The organism is Streptomyces sp. DSM 116793 (genome assembly GCF_057320905.1).
Map to the genome: position 1 here is coordinate 2383919 of NZ_CM170494.1, position 17255 is coordinate 2401173.

General features: G+C 70.8%; 11 protein-coding genes. 9 read left to right on the forward strand and 2 right to left on the reverse strand.

What is annotated here, in order from left to right:
* The first annotated feature begins 1072 nt into the window (after positions 1-1072).
* The 4 genes from ACSMXW_RS09830 to ACSMXW_RS09845 all read left to right on the forward strand — a co-directional run bounded on the left by ACSMXW_RS09830 (position 1073) and on the right by ACSMXW_RS09845 (position 6918).
* The gene (locus tag ACSMXW_RS09830) at positions 1073-2158 is read left to right on the forward strand and encodes a hypothetical protein (RefSeq protein ID WP_485805288.1); all 1086 of its coding nucleotides are present in this window, start codon (positions 1073-1075) and stop codon (positions 2156-2158) included.
* Positions 2159-2481: 323 nt separating this feature from the next.
* Positions 2482-3828 (forward strand): helix-turn-helix domain-containing protein, encoded by a 1347-nt coding sequence (locus ACSMXW_RS09835; protein ID WP_485805290.1) that lies wholly within the window; start codon positions 2482-2484, stop codon positions 3826-3828.
* Positions 3829-4702: 874 nt separating this feature from the next.
* Positions 4703-6385, forward strand: a complete 1683-nt coding sequence (locus tag ACSMXW_RS09840; RefSeq protein ID WP_485805291.1) for a hypothetical protein — start codon at positions 4703-4705, stop codon at positions 6383-6385.
* 95 nt (positions 6386-6480) lie between these two features.
* On the forward strand, positions 6481-6918 hold the full coding sequence (locus ACSMXW_RS09845; RefSeq protein WP_485805293.1) for a hypothetical protein: 438 nt from the start codon (positions 6481-6483) through the stop codon (positions 6916-6918).
* Positions 6919-6973: 55 nt separating this feature from the next.
* Here ACSMXW_RS09845 and ACSMXW_RS09850 read toward each other — a convergent pair whose 3' ends face one another.
* Entirely contained in the window at positions 6974-9382 is a 2409-nt protein-coding gene (locus tag ACSMXW_RS09850) for a bifunctional polysaccharide deacetylase/glycosyltransferase family 2 protein (RefSeq protein WP_485805294.1), read from the reverse strand.
* Positions 9383-10002: 620 nt separating this feature from the next.
* Between ACSMXW_RS09850 and ACSMXW_RS09855 the strand changes: the two genes are divergently transcribed.
* The 5 genes from ACSMXW_RS09855 to ACSMXW_RS09875 all read left to right on the forward strand — a co-directional run bounded on the left by ACSMXW_RS09855 (position 10003) and on the right by ACSMXW_RS09875 (position 16694).
* Complete coding sequence (locus tag ACSMXW_RS09855) at positions 10003-10539, forward strand: hemerythrin domain-containing protein (RefSeq protein WP_485805296.1); 537 nt, start codon at positions 10003-10005, stop codon at positions 10537-10539.
* Between the two features lie 94 nt (positions 10540-10633).
* On the forward strand, positions 10634-11086 hold the full coding sequence (locus ACSMXW_RS09860; RefSeq protein WP_485805298.1) for a YbhB/YbcL family Raf kinase inhibitor-like protein: 453 nt from the start codon (positions 10634-10636) through the stop codon (positions 11084-11086).
* A 488-nt stretch (positions 11087-11574) separates the two neighbouring features.
* A complete protein-coding gene (locus ACSMXW_RS09865; RefSeq protein WP_485805299.1) occupies positions 11575-12549 on the forward strand; it encodes an ABC transporter ATP-binding protein in 975 nt (324 codons plus the stop codon).
* The gene (locus tag ACSMXW_RS09870) at positions 12546-13934 is read left to right on the forward strand and encodes an ABC transporter permease (protein WP_485805301.1); all 1389 of its coding nucleotides are present in this window, start codon (positions 12546-12548) and stop codon (positions 13932-13934) included. Before ACSMXW_RS09865 ends, ACSMXW_RS09870 begins: the two co-directional genes overlap by 4 nt.
* Before the next feature lie 3 nt (positions 13935-13937).
* Positions 13938-16694, forward strand: a complete 2757-nt coding sequence (locus tag ACSMXW_RS09875; protein ID WP_485805303.1) for a bifunctional YncE family protein/alkaline phosphatase family protein — start codon at positions 13938-13940, stop codon at positions 16692-16694.
* A gap of 124 nt (positions 16695-16818) precedes the next feature.
* Here ACSMXW_RS09875 and ACSMXW_RS09880 read toward each other — a convergent pair whose 3' ends face one another.
* Positions 16819-17235, reverse strand: coding sequence for an arsenate reductase ArsC (locus tag ACSMXW_RS09880; protein WP_485805305.1), 417 nt, complete (start codon positions 17233-17235; stop codon positions 16819-16821).
* Between the last annotated feature and the right edge of the window lie 20 nt (positions 17236-17255).

Sequence of the window (17255 nt, forward strand, 5' to 3'; positions counted from 1 at the left end):
ATCGCCGATGCCCCGACCCAGCGCGACAACCGGACTGGCCCCGCCCACGAGTCATGAATCTCCGTGTTGCACAACACAGACGACTTTTCAGCCTTTCTGACAGGCCCTCACACACGCTCCGAGGAAAGTCTCAAGACGTCCCAGTCCCCCGGAACTACGACTGGAAGCACCTGACATCCCGCTCCGAGCGCCGATCCATCGGGTCTCGCGAGAGCTGTCTTCGGCCATTGCGGGTCAGGGTAATGTTGACTGCAAGTTGACTCAATTGTCAATTTATTGCTAGGGTCCCCAGGTACTGTAAGTCACATGAGCACATTTGTCCGACAGGACAGAAACCATGGTGAACCGCGTGCCTTCCAGGGATCGCACGAAGTGGACTGCCGCCCCGGGCTGTGCGGCCGGCGACAGCAGGACCGGCGTGCCGTCCGCGCCCCGCGAGAGGCGCGGCGGGCCGGTGCGGACTGTCGCCCCACTCCGCGCGCACGCGCCCGCGCGATCCGCACCGTGCCGAAGTTCCCCGCTCCCTGAAAGGGCCCTGCACAGCGCCGGACCCGGCGGCACCCGGGGCCGGGAACGCAGCGCCGGGCCGGCTCCGGTGCCCGGAGGATTACCACTCGCCGGCACCGCCGCAGGGCGTTACTCCGTGCCGCACCGTACCGGTGCCATGGCCACCCTGTTCAGCAAGGGGGCAACAGGCGCCGACGCCGCGCACACACTCTGGCTGGATCCGCGCCTTACGCGTGCACGAGAGATCGTGAACGCCGCCAAACCGGGCCACGAACCTCCCTCATGTCCCGGCAGCGCAGGCACGTACGGCCTCCGAATTCCAGATCGCACCACCGATCATTTATGCCTAATTTAAAGAGGGCGCCGAAAGGGAGTCGTGGATTATCAAGAGCACTCACCCGAAGTTCATCAGCTTGCCATGAGATTCGCCGACTCCGGGTACCGCCGGCACCCCCCGAGACCCCTGTTGGCGCTTCCTGGAGACGGCGTCCTGTTCACGGCCCCGTCCTCTCCGGGCTGGCGGGTCTGGATGCTGGAGGACCTGCCACGATCAGGAGGCGGTTCCGTGGCCGTGCAGTGGAGCGTCCGCACCAGCATGCTGTATGGCTTCCCGGTGCTGCGGCAGCCCTCGGCCGAGCGCATGGTGGCCGCGCTGTGGCGCGGCACGCGCCCCTACCGACAGCCACTGGAGGATCTGCTCACAGCGCTCGACTCCATCGGGCTGGAGCGCCACAGGATGACGTTCCTGCTGGTCGCCCGGGACTGCTCGCCGAGACCGGTGATGCGGGCCCTCGCCGATCTGGGCATCGCCGAGGACCAGATCGCCCAGGCATCGGAGTCCTTCTCCCCCCTGTCCCGGATGAACAGCGAACGAGGGATCGTCCTCACCCTGCGCTTCGCCATCGGCGGGCAGGACCAGCAACGGTCGAGGGCCTGCCCGCACCAGTGCTCGTGCGATCGGCACATCACCCTGGCGTACTGCCATTTCGTGGGGCCGGGCGACGCCCGCAACGGGCAGGGAACGTCCTCCGGCCAGCCCCTCGTCGAGGTGCTCGTCCCGGAGTACGCCCTGCTCTCCGCGATCACCGGGACGACCGATCCGTTCGCCCTGCCCGGCCTGGCCCCGCTGACCGCAGTGGTCGCCGACCTGCTGACGGGCCGTCCCACGGCCTCGGTCCGGTCGGTGACCGACCAGGGTTTCACCGCGGCGCTGCTACTCGGCGTCGGTGTCCAGCCCGGGCCGCGGGGCCCCTCCTACGTGGTGCGGAAACTGCTGCGCCGCTCCGCGGCCGAGTTCGAACTCACCGACGCTCCCATCGACCATGTCACGGCAGTGGTCGCCGCGGCGGACCGGCTGCGTCGGGTGCCGTTGGGATTCCCCCCGCTGCCCGCCGAGGCCACGGCGCTGGTGGATCAGGAGATCAGCAAGGTCAGCGTGGTGTTCCGGCGCGGCCGCACTCTCCTGCTGCGACGTGTGCCGCCCCTGCATGATCCGGCCGACCGGGCCCGGGCACTCATCCGGCTGCGGTCGGAGGAGGGCGTGCCGCTCTCGCTGCTGCTGGACTGGTGCCGGAGCGAGAAGATCGACGTGTCCCTCCGGGAGATCGCGGCGGCCGACCTGCGTTCGGAGCTGCCGGTAGCGGGTCCCTGACCATGAGGAGACGGCCTGCCAGACGCAGCCACCGACCAGCGCGCACCCTCCCCTCCCGCCGCCCACGACGGGTGGGTCCTCCCTCCCGAATACGACAGAAGAAGGGACCCGAACACCACCGCTCCTGCCCGGAACGGGCATGGACGGTACGCGCAGTCAGTCACAATGTCCTACCGAGCCATTACCGAGCCACCGTCACGCCGGAGTCATCATAATTTGACATGACCCTTATCATATTTGTGTAACTTTCGTCAGCACGCACCATGGCTTCGGATCAGCGGGTATGTCACACGGCGGTCAACATGACACGGCAAGGAGATCGCATGCCGACGAACGAGTCACTGGGTTCCCGTCTCCGTCGCCTCCGGCGCGAGGCGGGCCTGTCCCAGGACGCTCTCGCACAGCCCCTGCTGTCCGCCAGCTACATCTCACTCCTCGAAGCGGGCAAACGTGTCCCTTCGGAGGAAGTGCTGAGCGGGCTCGCCAAACGGCTCGGCTGCACCGTCGAGGACATCCGCGGCGTGACCAAACCGGATACCTTCGCGTTGGAGGCCGAGCTCCGCTACGCCGAACTCGCCCTGCGCAACGGCGATGCCGGCGCGGCGCTGGCCGGCTTCGAGGAACTACTGCCGAAGCTCTCCGCCACCGAACACCGTTCGCTGTGGCTGTCCGCCACCCTCGGGGTCGCGCAGTGTCTGGAACACAACGGCCGGCTGGAGGAGGCGGTGGCCCGGCTGGAGGACCTGCTGAAGCCGACCGCCGGACACGAGCCCGATCTCGACCTTCGGCTGAGGATGGTGATGTCGCTGTGCCGCTGCTACCGCGAGCTCGGCGACCTCTCGCGCGCCATCGAGGTCGCCGAGAACACCCTCAACGAGATAGACGGCCTCGGAGTGCCGCCGACCACGACCTCCGTGGAACTGCTGTCCACACTGATCGGTATCTACACCGAGCGGGGCGACCTGCACCGCGCCGGGTATCTCGCCTCTCAGGCGGTCGAACGGGCACAGGTGATCAGCGACCGCAAGGCGCTGGGCGCGGCCTACTGGAACGCCAGCGTGGTGATGCACCGGCGCGGGCAGTCACGGGAAGCACTGTCACTCATCAGCAAAGCGGTGGCGATCTACTCCGAGGGTGACGACGAACGCGCACTGGCCCGCATTCGCAACGCCTACGCGGGCGTGCTGCTCCAGTCCGAACCCGACGGCATGACGACCGAGACCGCCAAGTCGCTGCTCGAACAGAGCATCAGCGTCCTGACCTCCCTCGGTAGCAACATCGACATCGCCTACGCCGAAACAGCGCTCGCCCGCGCCGAAGTGATGCTCGACAACACCAAGAGCGCCATTGCCCACGCCACTCGGGCACTGACCATTCTTGGCCCCGAACACCGGCTGGAGAGCGCACGGGCGCACCTGGTCATGGGAGCCGCATACCTGCGCCAGGGCGACCGTGAGGCCGCACAGGCCGAATGCGAACGCGGAGCCCTTCTCCTGGAAGCCTCCGAAGCCGGACGCCAGGCCGCGTTCGCCTGGTCCGAACTGGCCGAGATCCTCGAACGCAGCGGCGATTCGGAACGCGCCGTGTGGGCCTACCGGCAGAGCATGCGCCTGATGGGCCACCGCAGCGCACTCGCCACCGGCACAAGCCGACACTCCCGGCAGAGCTGACGGGGAACATTCACTCAGCTCGTGCCCTCTTCCACACGTCGGTCCCCGACGTGTGCCTCCGCGTCCGTACGGACGGGGTGGCCGGTTCCGGGAAGCCGTGGTTCGGCGCCGGACAGACGTGCCGGCGCCGCGTGGAGCGGTTTCAGCAGGCTGATGTCTTCGGCCGGCTGCACCACATTCCGCCCGCCGGGCTGAATACGGCCGGCGAACTCCACTGATTCAGGGCGCATGTGTATGGCTGTATGGCTCCGCATTCGCGCGGAGCCTTCGTCCGCCTGGCCCGCGGCCTGTCACCCGGGAAAGGCTCAGCAGCACAACGGTACGTCACCCGCGGTACCCGGCTCGGCTCCCGGCCCCGCCGCCTGCACGTTCTGCCCCCACGCGGCATCGAACGCTCTGGACACCCCGGCTCTCGCCTCACGTGTCACCGCCGAAGCGTCGGCACTGACTGCGACCACCGCCGAGAAAGCCACGAACGCCGAGACAAAAATAGCAGCAGGAAGACGCAACATGGTGGAACCTCCGATACACCGTACCCCCTTGCGGGGCTTCGTTCTCAAAAAAAGCTTCGCAGTTAGTGACTGATCTTGTCAATAATCAAAATCAAAAACAAAATGCCCATAAGAATATGACATATACCCTTATGCAATAGGAAAGGTGGCGTCGATTCAGAAAGAGACGACAGAACCCCCGGGCGTCGCGCGCCCCGACGTCGCGCCCGCACAGTCCCCCGAGCGGCGGCCGGTAACCGCTGTTTCTCCCCCGTGCGGCGTGTCCGACTCCCCGGATCGGGGAACGGACGGCGTACCACTCATCGGACACAGGGGGAGATTCGATGGCCTGGCGGTTCAAGGATGCGCCTGACAACGGGGAGATGTCCGAGGCGACCCGGCACATGTGCGTGGGGGCGTACGTCGACGAGGGTTTCGCCCTGCAGGTCCAGCACCAGCTGGACATGCAGGACTTCCAGGCGGTGCCGCCGTGCTACGGCGTGGACCTGGGCAGGCTGCGGCGCCATGCCGAGCGGGCGCGGGCGCTGGTGGGCGACCGGGACGTCAGGATCTGCGGCAGCTGGCTGGTGGTGCTCGTCACCGCTCCGTTGGCGGCCGTGCTGTTCGTGGTCCTCATGAAGACGCGGGGCGTGCTGGCCGGAGGGGTGGCCAGGGGCGCCGCCGGCTGGCACGCGCTGCGGGTGCCGGGCATGCACAGCTGGTACCGGACCCGGGCCGGCGCGTGGCGTGTGCAGTCACCGGCGCAGGAGCTGCTGAAGGCCCTGATGAGCTGCGTTCTCCTGCTGGTGCTCAGCGGGTTCCTGTTGCCGGTCCTGACGTGGGCCAGCTATCTCCCGTCGGCAGTGGTCGTCCTGGACGTGCTGGTGTTCCTGATCGTCCTGCCGTGGCTGGCGGCCTGGTCCCAGCAGCAGGAGGTCTTCGAGGAGCTGCGCCGGCTCGGCACGGGCCGGCGGCCCGGCTCCGGGCCGCCGCCGGAGAACGTCGTCATCTACAGCGGATTCCGGCCGTTCGTCGGTTCGGGCACGGAGATCCGTTCCTGGGCGCTCGACCTGCGGCTGACGCCCGCTCGGGGCGCGGCCGGCACCCCTGCCGACGCGGCCCGTTTCGGCACCGGGGAGCTGCTGACCGCGCTGCGCACCGGCCTGACGGAGCTCCAGCACGGGCCGGCCACGGTGCCTGGGCTCACCGTCTGGGAGCAGCTCTTCGTCAGCGGCCAGGACCTGCTGGACGGGCCGGAGCCGTTCACCGCGGAGACCTTCCTCGGCGACTCGGTGCCGTTCGCCTTCCGGCCCGTCAGCACCGTTCCGCCCGAGGTGGTGGAGGCGGCCCGCGGACGCACCGAGGGCCCGGTGCGGCACTGCCTGACCGCGCAGGTCCGGTCGTGGGACGCGGACGTGGTGCTGACCGTGCACGTGCAGGCCGCCGTCACCGAGCACACCGTGCACCTGTACAGCACGGCCGCGGTGCTGCCTCCGGTCCGTGAGGCGTACCGGCAGGTCGACCGGATGACCGCGGCGCACGGCTCCGAACACCGGCTGCGGGTGGTGGCGTCGGGGTGGCAGGCGGCCATGGACGGCCTGGCGCAGCCGGTGCGGCGGGCCGTGCGGCACGTGTTCCGCGGTGGCCGGCTGGAGCGGCAGCGCGAACAGTTGCAGGAGGCGATCCGCTATGACCGGCGGTACGACTTCGGGGGCGGGCAGTCCCTGCGGGAGCTCGCCACCACGGGCGACTACGCCAACTACTTCCAGCGGATCGACGTCCGCCGCTACGAGAGCCAGCTCCAGCTGCGGGTGCTGACCGTGCTCAAGTCCCTCTTCGAGAAGTACGGCTGGGACACCGGCGAGCTGGACGAGGGCCGACAAATGATCTTGAACAACGGCATCATCATGACCGGCGGTGCCATGCACGGCGCGGTCGCCGCGGGCACCGGCGCGGTCGCCACGGCGGGAGGGGGCCCGGGCGGCCCGGTCCGCTTCGTGACCGGGCGGCCCGGTGGCGGGCAGGGCCCGGGCTCCGGCGGCCCGGCGGCCCCGGCCGCCGGCTGACCGCGGCACCCCGCACGCCGCGGCCACGGGCTGGTCCCGACGGGTCCCGACGGGTCCGTCCGCCAGGACGGACCCACGACGAAGGCAGGAGCCACATGAACGATGCGGACGCGCCCCGCGTGACGCGCAACGACGGCATCATCATCGGCGGGCACGCGTCCGTCTCCGACGCGGCGCTCGCCGCCGGCCACGGCGCACACGCCGAACACCACGGCGGCGCCGCACACCTGGATGCCGTACAGCGCCATCTCGACCACATCCGTGACCTCCTGGCCCGCGCCGCCGACGCCGCCGCGGACGCCTCCACCGCGGCCGACGGCTCCGCCGACGACCGGTTGACCGCGCGGCAGCACGCCGCCGTGGAGGGGGTCGTCGACGACGCCGAGCAGGCGCTCGCCTCGGCCCGGTCGGGCGGCGGGCTGCGCCGCCTGTCGGAACGGCTCCAGCTGCTCGCGGCGTGCCTCACCGGCACCGGCGCCCTCGCGGAGGCCGCGGACCGGCTGCGCCAGCTCGCCGGAACGCTCACCGGCTGACGACCGCGCGCACTGTGGTGCGGCGGGGCGGGAGCCGGCCGGACACCACCCGGCCCTATTCGCCGCCGCCGGTCCGTACCGGTGTCCGTCCGGCCGCCGGTACGTGCGCTCGGCGTGGTGCGTCCACCTCGCCGGTCCGGCGCAGTTTGTGCCACCGCAGCCGGGCTCCGGTAGCCGCCGTGACGCACGAGTGCATCAGCACCAGGTACAGGAACGGCCGGTAGATGAGCTGTTGCAGAGGCAGCAGCAGAAGGAAGCGGTACCGCTCGCGGTCGAGCCGGAAGGCGTAGACCGCGCAGAGGAGCTGGCACAGCGGGAACGCGGCCCACACCAGCAGCGACTTCACGGGGTCGAGGAAGAGGATTCCGTAGAGGGCGTAGAGGTCGATCAGGGGGGCGAAGAGGGGGGTGACGATCTGGTACAGGACGACCAGCGGCATCCCGACGCGGCCGAACCGGCCTGACGGTCCCCGGTCGACGACCGAGCGGCGGTGTTTCCAGAGTGCCTGCATGGTGCCGTACGACCAGCGGTAGCGCTGGCGCCAGAGCTGGCCGATGGAGCGGGGGGCCTCCGTCCAGGCGCGGGCGTGCTCGGCGTAGACGACGCGCCAGCCCGCCCGGTGCAGGGCGATGGCCACGTCGGTGTCCTCGGCGAGGGTGTCCTCGCTCATCAGGCCCGCGTCGGTCAGCGCCGCCCGGCGGAAGGCGCTGACGGCTCCGGGGACGGTGGGCATGCAGCGCAGCAGGTCGTACGTCCGGCGGTCGAGGTTGAAGCCCATGACGTACTCGATGTGCTGCCAGGCGCCGATCACTGTCGCGCGGTTGCCGACCTTGGCGTTGCCCGACACCGCGCCCACCCGGGGGTCGGCGAACGGGCGGACCAGTTCGCAGACGGTCTCGGGCTCGAAGACCGTGTCCCCGTCCATCATGACGATCAGGTCGTGCCGGGCCTCGGCCACACCACGGTTGAGGGCCGCGGGCTTGCCCGCGTTGGGCTGCCGCAGCACACGTACGCAGGGCAGGTTCATGGACTCGGCGATGTCGGCGGTGCCGTCGGTCGAACCGTCGTCCACCACGATGATCTCGATGGGATGGGTGCTGTCGCCCAGCGACCCGATCGTCTGGGCGATGCACTCCTTCTCGTTGTACGCGGGCACGATCACGCTCACCGGCTCCGTCACCGGCGGCCCCCAGGTGAAGTCCGGTCGGTTGCGGGAACGGCGGTGCCACGCGGCGAGGACCGGCATGACCAGGGACCGGGCGAGCACCGCGGCGCCGACGGTGTACAGCAGCACCCTCAGCACCGGCATCATCACCTGCGTCAGCCAGATGGCGACAAGCAGCGCCCGGCCCTCCCACAGCCCCTTCGTCCCCGCCCGGTGCACGGCGCTGCGGGTGCCCAGGGCGCCGGTGACCGTGGTGAAGGCGTAGCCCCGGTGCTTCATCCTCTCGATGTAGGCGCCGAGGGCACGCACGGTCTGCGTGCGGTCGCCGCCCGCGTCGTGGAAGAGCACGGACGCGCCCGCGCCGCCCCGGGGGGTCGCGTTGCGGATGATCGCCGCCGCCGGGAGCCGCCGCCGGTCCCCGCTGTCCTTGTCGGCGAACACGCTGATGTACCCCGTGGCGCCCAGGTGCCGGTACATGGGCCAGGTCCGGTCGTCGAGCGCCGTGACATAGGAGGCGTACGGGGCCCGGAAGAGCGAGGTGGTGACGCCCGCGGAGCCTGCCAACGCCAGTTGTGTCCACGCCACCTCGCGGTCGATGCGCCGGGTGCCGTGGGACGCGAGGTCGACGCGCGTGAAGGCGTTCACTCCGATCTCGTGGCAGGAGTCCCGCATCCGGCGGACCAGGCCGGGGTGCCGGGCCGCCATCCGGCCGGCCACGAAGAACGTCCCCGGCACCCGGTGCTTCCCCAGCACGTCCAGCACCTTCGCGGTCCACACCGGGTCCGGGCCGCCCTCGAAGGTGAGCGCGATGGTCTGCCTCGGGATCCGGTAGCCGGTCGCCCGGCCGTCTGCCCCGAAGGCCAGCACCGGTCCGCCGGTGAGCACCTTCTCGGGGACCGAGCGCTGAGAAGCGGTCAGGCCGAGGGCGGCCGCGGTGGGGGGCGCGTCGCCGACGGGCCCTCCCTTCGCGTCCGGGCCGGCCCCTTTCGCGTGGGGTGCGCCCCCCTTCCCGTGCGGCGCGGCTCCTTTCCCGCGCGGTGCCGCGCAACTGCCCGGCCCTGCGGCCCGTCGCTTCCGGTCGTCGGCGCCGTGGTCGTCGCTGCCGACCTCCAGCGACATATAGCCGTTCAGCAGCATGGCGCAGACCAGCGCGAACAGCGCGGCCACGGCCAGCACCCCGCGGAACCAGGCGCCCTTGCGGGGCACGGCCGGCTGTTCCGGCGGGCCGGTCGGCCGCGGGCCCGCGGGCGCGGGCGGCTTCCTGTCGGTCCTGTGGGTCCTGTGGGTCCTGTCGCGCATCTCGGCCTGGCCTCCACGTGTCCGGCACTGTCAAGCACGTCCGTGCTCGGGCCGGGCGCACGGCCCGGGCCCCACGTCGAGCGGTCACCTCGGTGACTGCGGTGACCGTCCCTCCGGTTGCTGCGGACCAGCCCCCCACGGCCCGGGCGTCGGCTGTATCGGCGTCCTGGGAGCGTCCGGCGTCTTGCCCCAGACACCGGCGCAGAAGATCGCCGTATAGCCGAGCAGCACGCCCCCGGCGACGACCCCGCAGCGCCTGACCAGGCGGGCCCGGCGCCCGGAGGGATCCACGAAGACGGGGTTGCCGACGCGCTGTTCCCGCCCGTCGTGCCGTCGGCATCGTTCGCACCGGACGGGGAGAGGAGGCGACAGGACGCGCTCGGCCGTGCCGGACTCAGAATCCATGATCCGGATACTAGATTAAAAAATACGATTTTCTGACCTACGCGATGTGTCGGCGTGTCTCGCACGACCCTCGCCGATGATGTGGGACCCTTCGCCGACCTCTCGCCGGCCGGTCCGGAGGCACGTCACCCCTGGCGTTTCGGGTGTGCCGCGGCGGGAACCCGCCTCCGGCATCGGCATGGGGAGGTTACGTGGCAAGGGCACCGAAAGGTGATGTGCTGGACCTTCTGGCGGAGGACCACCGCACCGTCGAGGGACTGTTCACCTCCTTCGAGGCCAGCACGGATGCCGGGCAGCGGCAGGAGCTCGTGGATCGCCTGATCATGGAGCTGGTCCGGCACTCGGTGGCCGAGGAGGAGTACCTGTACCCCGTCGTCCGCAGGGCACTGCCCGAGGGTGACGAGATCGCGGACGCGCAACTGGAGACGCACGCGGCAGCGGAACGGACGATGAACGGCCTCGACCGGGCGGACCTGGACGCCGCCGAACTGGACAGCCGCATACGGACGCTGATGACCCAGGCCTACGCGCACATCCGGGAGGAGGAAGGCGCCGTCTTCCCGCGGCTGCGTACCGCGCTGACCGCGCGGGAGCTCCGCGACCTGGGGGCCAAGGCCGAGCAGGCCAAGAGGGCGGCCCCGACCCACCCGCACCCCCACACGCCCGACAAGCCGCCGTTCAGCACGGTGGTCGCCCCGGGCACCGCGCTGGTGGACCGGGTACGCGACTGGTTGTCCGGCAGGCAGTCCTGAGACACGGGCCCCTGCGGGCCCTGCGGGAGCTTCCTCGGTGGGGTGTCGCTCCGTCCGGACGCATGCCGTGTCCCGGCCCGGGTACTCCGGCGCCATGGCCGGCATCGACCTCAGCAGCAGCGCATTCACCGACCACTCCTTCGTCCCGGGCCGCCACGCCCTGGAGAGGGAGAACGTCTCGCCCCCGCTGACGTGGCAGGGCGTCCCGGACGACGCGGCCGAACTGGTGCTGTTGTGCGAAGACCCCGATGCGCCGTCGGGCACCTTCGCGCACTGGATCGTGGTGGGCATCGATCCGCACAGCGACGGCACGGACACGGGGCGGTGCCCGCCCGGCGGCACCGAGCTCGTCAACGGCTTCGGCGAGCCGGGCTGGGGCGGACCGCATCCGCCGCCGGGAGACGAGGCGCACCGGTACTTCTTCCGGCTGTACGCGCTCGCGGAACCGTGCGTGCTTCCCGACGCGCCCAGCGCCGACCGCGTGCACGAGGCCGTCGGCGACAAGCAACTCACCTCCGGCACTCTCGTCGGCCTGTACCACCGCTGAACCCCGGAGCGCGCCGGCGGCGGCCGGCCGACGGCCCCGCCGTCTCACCGGAGGTGATGCGGAAGCTCGCCGGCTCCCTCCCCTCGGACATCCGCGAACTGCTGCCCGCGGCACGCGCCGAGGACCCCGACGTGCCCCCCGCGTAGCGCCGGGGCGCCCGCTCGGACCTCCTGACGGGACAGGGTCGGCGCTCCTGACGGGATGCGGTCCGCGGTCCCGACGGGATGCGGTCCGCGGTCCCGACGGGATGCGGTCCGCGGTCCCGACGGGATGCGGTCCGCGGTCCGCCCGGGGCCCGTCGGTCCGGCTCCGACAGCCGTGCCCACGTGCGCGCGTGGCCCCACCCGTCCTGCTCCCAGGAGCGTCGACCGGGGGCTGTCGCCACGGCGGAGCCTGACGTCCCCCGTTCAATGAATATTCAACCGAGTGTCCCCACCTGCGCTGTGTGCGGTCCCTAGTCTCCTTGAGGCTTTGGAAAGAAGGGGCTCATGGCTACACTCCGCGCAATTCGGGCTCGCGGGATCACCAAGTGTTTCGGCGACGTCGTCGCGCTCGACGGCATCGATCTGGATGTGACGCAGGGGCAGATCCACGGCCTGGTGGGACCGAACGGCGCCGGCAAGACGACTTTGCTGGGCCTCCTGCTGGGCCTGTCCGTCGCCGACGGCGGCCGTCTGGAGATCCTGGGCACCCCGGTGGGGCGGGCGCTCGCCGCTCCGGACGGTGTCGCCGGTTTCGTGGACGGTCCCGGTCTCTATCCCTCGCTCACCGCCCGGCAGAACCTCGCCGCGCTGGCCGCTCTGCGCGGCCAGGACGCCCGGCGGGCGGGGATCGACGACGTGCTCGACGAGGTCGGGCTCGCCGATGTGGCCGACGACCGGGCCCGCGGCTTCTCCCTCGGCATGCGTCAGCGGCTCGGGCTCGCCGCCGCGCTGCTCACCAGGCCCCGGCTGCTCGTGCTCGACGAACCCTCCAACGGTCTGGACCCGGCCGGCAAGAAGCACGTGCACGGCGTCCTCACCCGGCTCGCGGCGGACGGAACCAGCGTGGTGCTGTCGAGTCACCGGATGGACGACCTCGAAGCCCTGTGCTCCGAGGTCACGATCCTCGCCACCGGACGGGTCGTCTTCTCGGGACCGCTGGGCAAGCTGGCCGCCGAGAACCGTGAACTCGACTACCGGCTGCTCACCTCCGACCCTGCGGCCGCCCGCCGGCTGGCCGCCGACACGGCCGGGATCCGGGTCGTCGACGACGCCGGGGTGCGGCAGGCCGCCGACGTGCTCGTCGTGCGCGCGCTGGTGCCCGCACTCGACGAACTGGTGGCGCTGCTCGTGGCGGCGGGCATCGCGCTGCGCGAGCTCACCCCCGTGGTGTCGCCGCTGGAGGCCGCCTTCCTCGCCCTCACCGACGATTCCCCACAGCCGTACAGGCGTGGCAGGCACCCGCAGGAGGCCGGCCGATGACCGTGACCACCGCCGACGGCCACCCGGCCGTCGCCGACGACCGCGCCGCCGTCGCCCGCCGCGTCTCGGTGGCCCGCGGCTACCGCTTCGAGCTGGTCAAGCTCGTCTCCCAGTGGCGCATCCGGCTGCTGGTCCTCGCCTGCTGGATCGCGCCGGCACTCTTCGTCGCCGCGGTGAGCCAGCAGAGCTCGCTCCCCGTCGACACCCTCTTCGGCCGCCTGATGCACGCCACCGGCTGGGCCGGGCCGCTGGTGACGCTCGGCTTCGCGGGCACCTGGGCGCTCCCGCTGCTGACCTCGGTGGTCGCCGGCGACGTGTTCGCCTCCGAGGACCGGCTCGGCACCTGGCGCCACCTGCTCGTGGCGGTCCGGTCGCCGCGCCGGATCTTCGCGGCGAAGGCCCTGGCCAGTCTCACCGTCATCCTGCTGCTCGTGGCCGGTCTCGCGTGTTCCAGCGCGGCCGGCGGAATCGTGGCCGTCGGCAACCAGCCGCTGGTCGGCCTCGACGGCCACCTGCTGGCACCGGCGGACGCCGCCGGCAAGGTGCTGCTCGCCTGGGTCTGCGTGCTCGGCCCGACCCTGGCCCTCGCCGCGATCGGGCTCCTCGGGTCCGTCACGCTGGGGCGGTCCCCGATGGGGCTGCTGCTGCCCGCGCTCGTCGCGCTCGCGATGCAGCTCGCCCAGATGCTGCCGCTCCCCGTCGCCGTACGCCTCGCCCTGCCCGGCTACGCCTTCATCGCCTGGAACGGCCTGTTCACCAGTCCGGCACAGCTAGGCCCGCTCCTGATCGGCGTCGTGGTCAGCCTGGTGTGGGCGGTGCTCGCGACGGTCCTCGCCTACGTGCTGTTCGTACGGCGCGACTTCACCAACCTGACCGACGACGGCTCGGGTCGCCGCGCGGTCACCGCCGGAGCCCTGCCGCTGGCCGGTCTGCTCGCCGTGACGGTGGGCGTCGTCGGCGCGGCGACGGGGGCCGCGCCCCTGACGGGTTCCGGGATCGAGCAGGACAAGGTGGAGCGCTCGGTCGCCACGGCGTTCGCCCACCTGTACCGCATGCAGACCGAGCAGCTCCACCGTCCCGCCGTCACCGAGGCGCGGCTGAAGACCACGGCCGCGTGCACCAAGGGCGGTGTGCAGGACGGCGCCCAGGGAGCGGGCAACGACTGGCGTTGCGTCGTCTCCTGGCATCTCCCCGACGTCGCGGCCACAGGACAGGCCGTCTATCAGCTCGACGTCACCCCAGACGGGCGGTTCGTGGCCGATGGCGACGGACCGAAGGAAGTGAACGGCTACTTCCTGGTGCGGACCCCGACCGGCGACGCACCGAACCCGCTATGGCAGTTCGACGGCAACGTCGAACTGCTCGTCACCACCCCGAAGGGATAACCCATGCAGGTAACACGCCGTCGTCGGCGTGTCGAGAAGGCGCACTCCGGCCTTCTCGGTAGACGCATCGGCCGCCGGATACCCCTGGTCACCGCGGGTATCACCGCGCTCGCCGTGGTCGCCGCCGGTGCCGCCTTCGCCCAGACGCGCCAGTTCGGCACCGATCAGGTCGGCCAGAGCACCGATCAGGGCCAGGTCATCTCCAGCGACCAGTACATCGCCCCGTACGGCGACCGCCTCGTCGTCAACAACGGCAAGATCATGTCGTCCTCGGTCAGCCCGGACGGCACCCACCTCGCGGCCTCGGTCACCGACGGTGGGTCGGCGCTGTCCATCGTGGACCTGAAGAACTGGAAGGTGCAGCAGCTCGTCGGCAACTCCGCGTCGTCCAACCCGCGCATCAGCGGCAACGACGTGGGCCAGGAGGGCCCCACCTACTCTCCCGACGGTTCGCAGCTGTGGCTGGGCCAGACCGACGGCTACACCCGGTTCACCGTGAACCCGGACGGCAGCGTCGCCAACCCGACGTCGATCAAGATCCCGGCGGACGGGCCCAAGCACGCGCTGGTGGGTGAGGCCGTGTTCTCGCCCGACGGCTCGACCGTGTACTCCGCGGTCAACGGCCAGAACCGCGTGGTCGCGATCGACGCAGCGACCGGGGCGATCAAGCAGAGCTGGCCGGTGGGCAACGCTCCGCGTGACATGGTCCAGGTCGGCGACAAGCTCTACGTCAGCAACGAGGGCGGGCGTCCGGCGAAGCCGGGCGACACCACCATCAACTCCTACAACACCCAGGTGCCGGCGGACCCGGTGACCGCCGCCACCACCACCGGCACGGTCTCCGTCATCGACCTGGCGAACCCGTCCGCCGCCGCCTCGAGCATCGACGTCGGTCTGCACCCGACCGCCCTGTACGCGAAGAAGGGGGCGCTGTTCGTCACGAACACCGCCACCAACGACGTGTCGGTCATCGACACGGCCAAGGACAAGGTCGTGCAGACCATCGCCACCCGGCCGTGGCCGCAGGCGTCGGTGGGCTACGAGCCCGACGCGGTGACGCTCACCGACGACGGCCACCTGCTGGTGACGCTCGGCCGCGCCAACGCGGTCGCCGTCTACCGGTACACCACCCCGCAGGAGCCGGTCAGCTACGTCGGCCTGCTCCCGACGGACTACTTCCCCGCGGAGATCACCACCGTGGGCAAGCAGGTGCTGGTCTCCAACACCCGCGGCATCGACGCCCGCCGCCCCACCAACAGCGCCGGGCACGCCACCCACGACACCACGTCGAGCCTCCAGCGGTTCACGCTGCCGAGCGACAAGGTCATCAAGTCCGAGACGGCCAAGGTCTTCAAGCAGAACGGCTGGGACAAGGGCTCGGTCACCCTGGCCAAGGGCAAGAGCCACGCGAAGCCGGTGCCGGTCCCGGCGCGGCTCGGCGACCCCTCGACGATCAAGCACGTCTTCATGATCGTCAAGGAGAACCGGACCTACGACCAGGTCCTCGGTGACATGCCGCAGGGCAACGGCGACCCGTCGCTGGCGGAGTTCGGCGAGAACGTGACGCCGAACCAGCACGCGCTGGCCAAGCAGTTCGGGCTGTACGACAACACGTACGACATCGGCACGAACTCGGCCGAGGGCCACAACTGGCTGATGCAGGCCGACGACCCCGAGTACACCGAGTCCTCGGCGGGCGAGTACCTGCGCAGCTACGACACCGAGGACGACGCCCTCGGCCACCAGCGGACCGGCTTCATCTGGACCGGTGCACAGGCGGCCGGGAAGTCCGTGCGGGACTTCGGCGAGTTCCACCAGTTCCTGTCCAAGCCGTCGGACGGAACCTGGCAGAACCTGTACTGCGACAGCAAGAACATGGCGGCGACCGGGCAGGACACGGCCTACCACCTGACCTCGTCCTCGCCGATCCCGTCGCTCAACGACGTGTCGGTGCCCGGTTACCCGAAGTTCGACACCAGCGTCCCGGACGTCTACCGGGAGCAGATCTGGAAGCGTGACTTCGAGGCACACGGGCCGGCGGACCTGAACATGTTCTGGCTCTCCAGCGACCACACCGGTGGTCCGGCGAGCGCGGCCGCCCAGGTCGCGGACAACGACCTCGCGACGGGCAGGATCGTCGACGAGATCTCGCACAGCAAGTACTGGAAGGACTCGGCGATCTTCGTCGTCGAGGACGACTCCCAGGCCGGTCTCGACCACGTCGACGGCCACCGTGCGCCGATCCAGATCATCAGCCCCTACGCGCGGCACGGCGTCGTCGACAGCCACTACTACTCGCAGATCACGATGGTCCGGACCATCGAGCAGATCCTCGGGATCCACCCGATGAACCAGAAGGACAGCGCGGCCACCCCCATGACCGGGGCGTTCACCGAGAAGGCGGACTTCACTCCGTTCACGGCGCTGCCCAACCGGACCTCGCTGACCGCGGGCCTGAAGACCCCGCCCGCCTGCGGCGAGGACACCCCCGCGCCGCAGGATCCCAAGGCGGCGGCCGTGCCGACGGCGACGGTGCCGGCGGCCATGCAGAAGGTCGCGGCTCAGTGGGACGACTGGAAGTCGCACCAGCGGCTGACCGGCATCCACGCCCAGGCCGACTTCGCGAACCCCGCCCAGATGAACCACTTCACGTGGTACCAGAGGTACGACTGGAAGAAGCCGTACCCCGGCGAGAAGAAGATCTTCGCGCCGAAGGACGTGCCGGGCGCCTACCTGCCGCCGTCGGGATCCGACGACTGACGCAGGTCGATCCGCTGAAGAAGCCCCTGGCCGGCGTCACCCGCCGGCCAGGGGCCTTTCCGTCCCCAGAGTCGTTCCGCCCGCCCCCAGGGTTCTTTCCGTCCCGCCAGGGGCCTTCTGGCGGTCAGCCCGCCTTGGCGTCGATCTCGGCGACGAGGGCCTCCACCCGGGCCCTGATCTCGTCGCGGATCGGCCGGACGGCCTCGACGCCCTTGCCCGCCGGGTCCGCCAGGTCCCAGTCGAGGTACGTCCTGCCGGGGAAGACCGGGCAGGCGTCGCCGCAGCCCATGGTGATGACGTAGTCGGACGCCTGGACGGCCGCGGGGTCGAGGATCCGGGGCCTGGCGCCGGCGATGTCGACGCCGGCCTCCCGCATCGCCGCCACGGCGGCCGGGTTGACCTGGTCGGCCGGGAGGGAGCCGGCGGAGCGGACCTCGATCCGGTCGCCCGCGAGGTGGGTGAGGAATCCGGCGGCCATCTGGGAGCGGCCGGCGTTGTGGACACAGACGAACAGCACGGAGGCGAGCGGAGCGGAGGCCATGGGTTCTTCCTTCGGGGAGG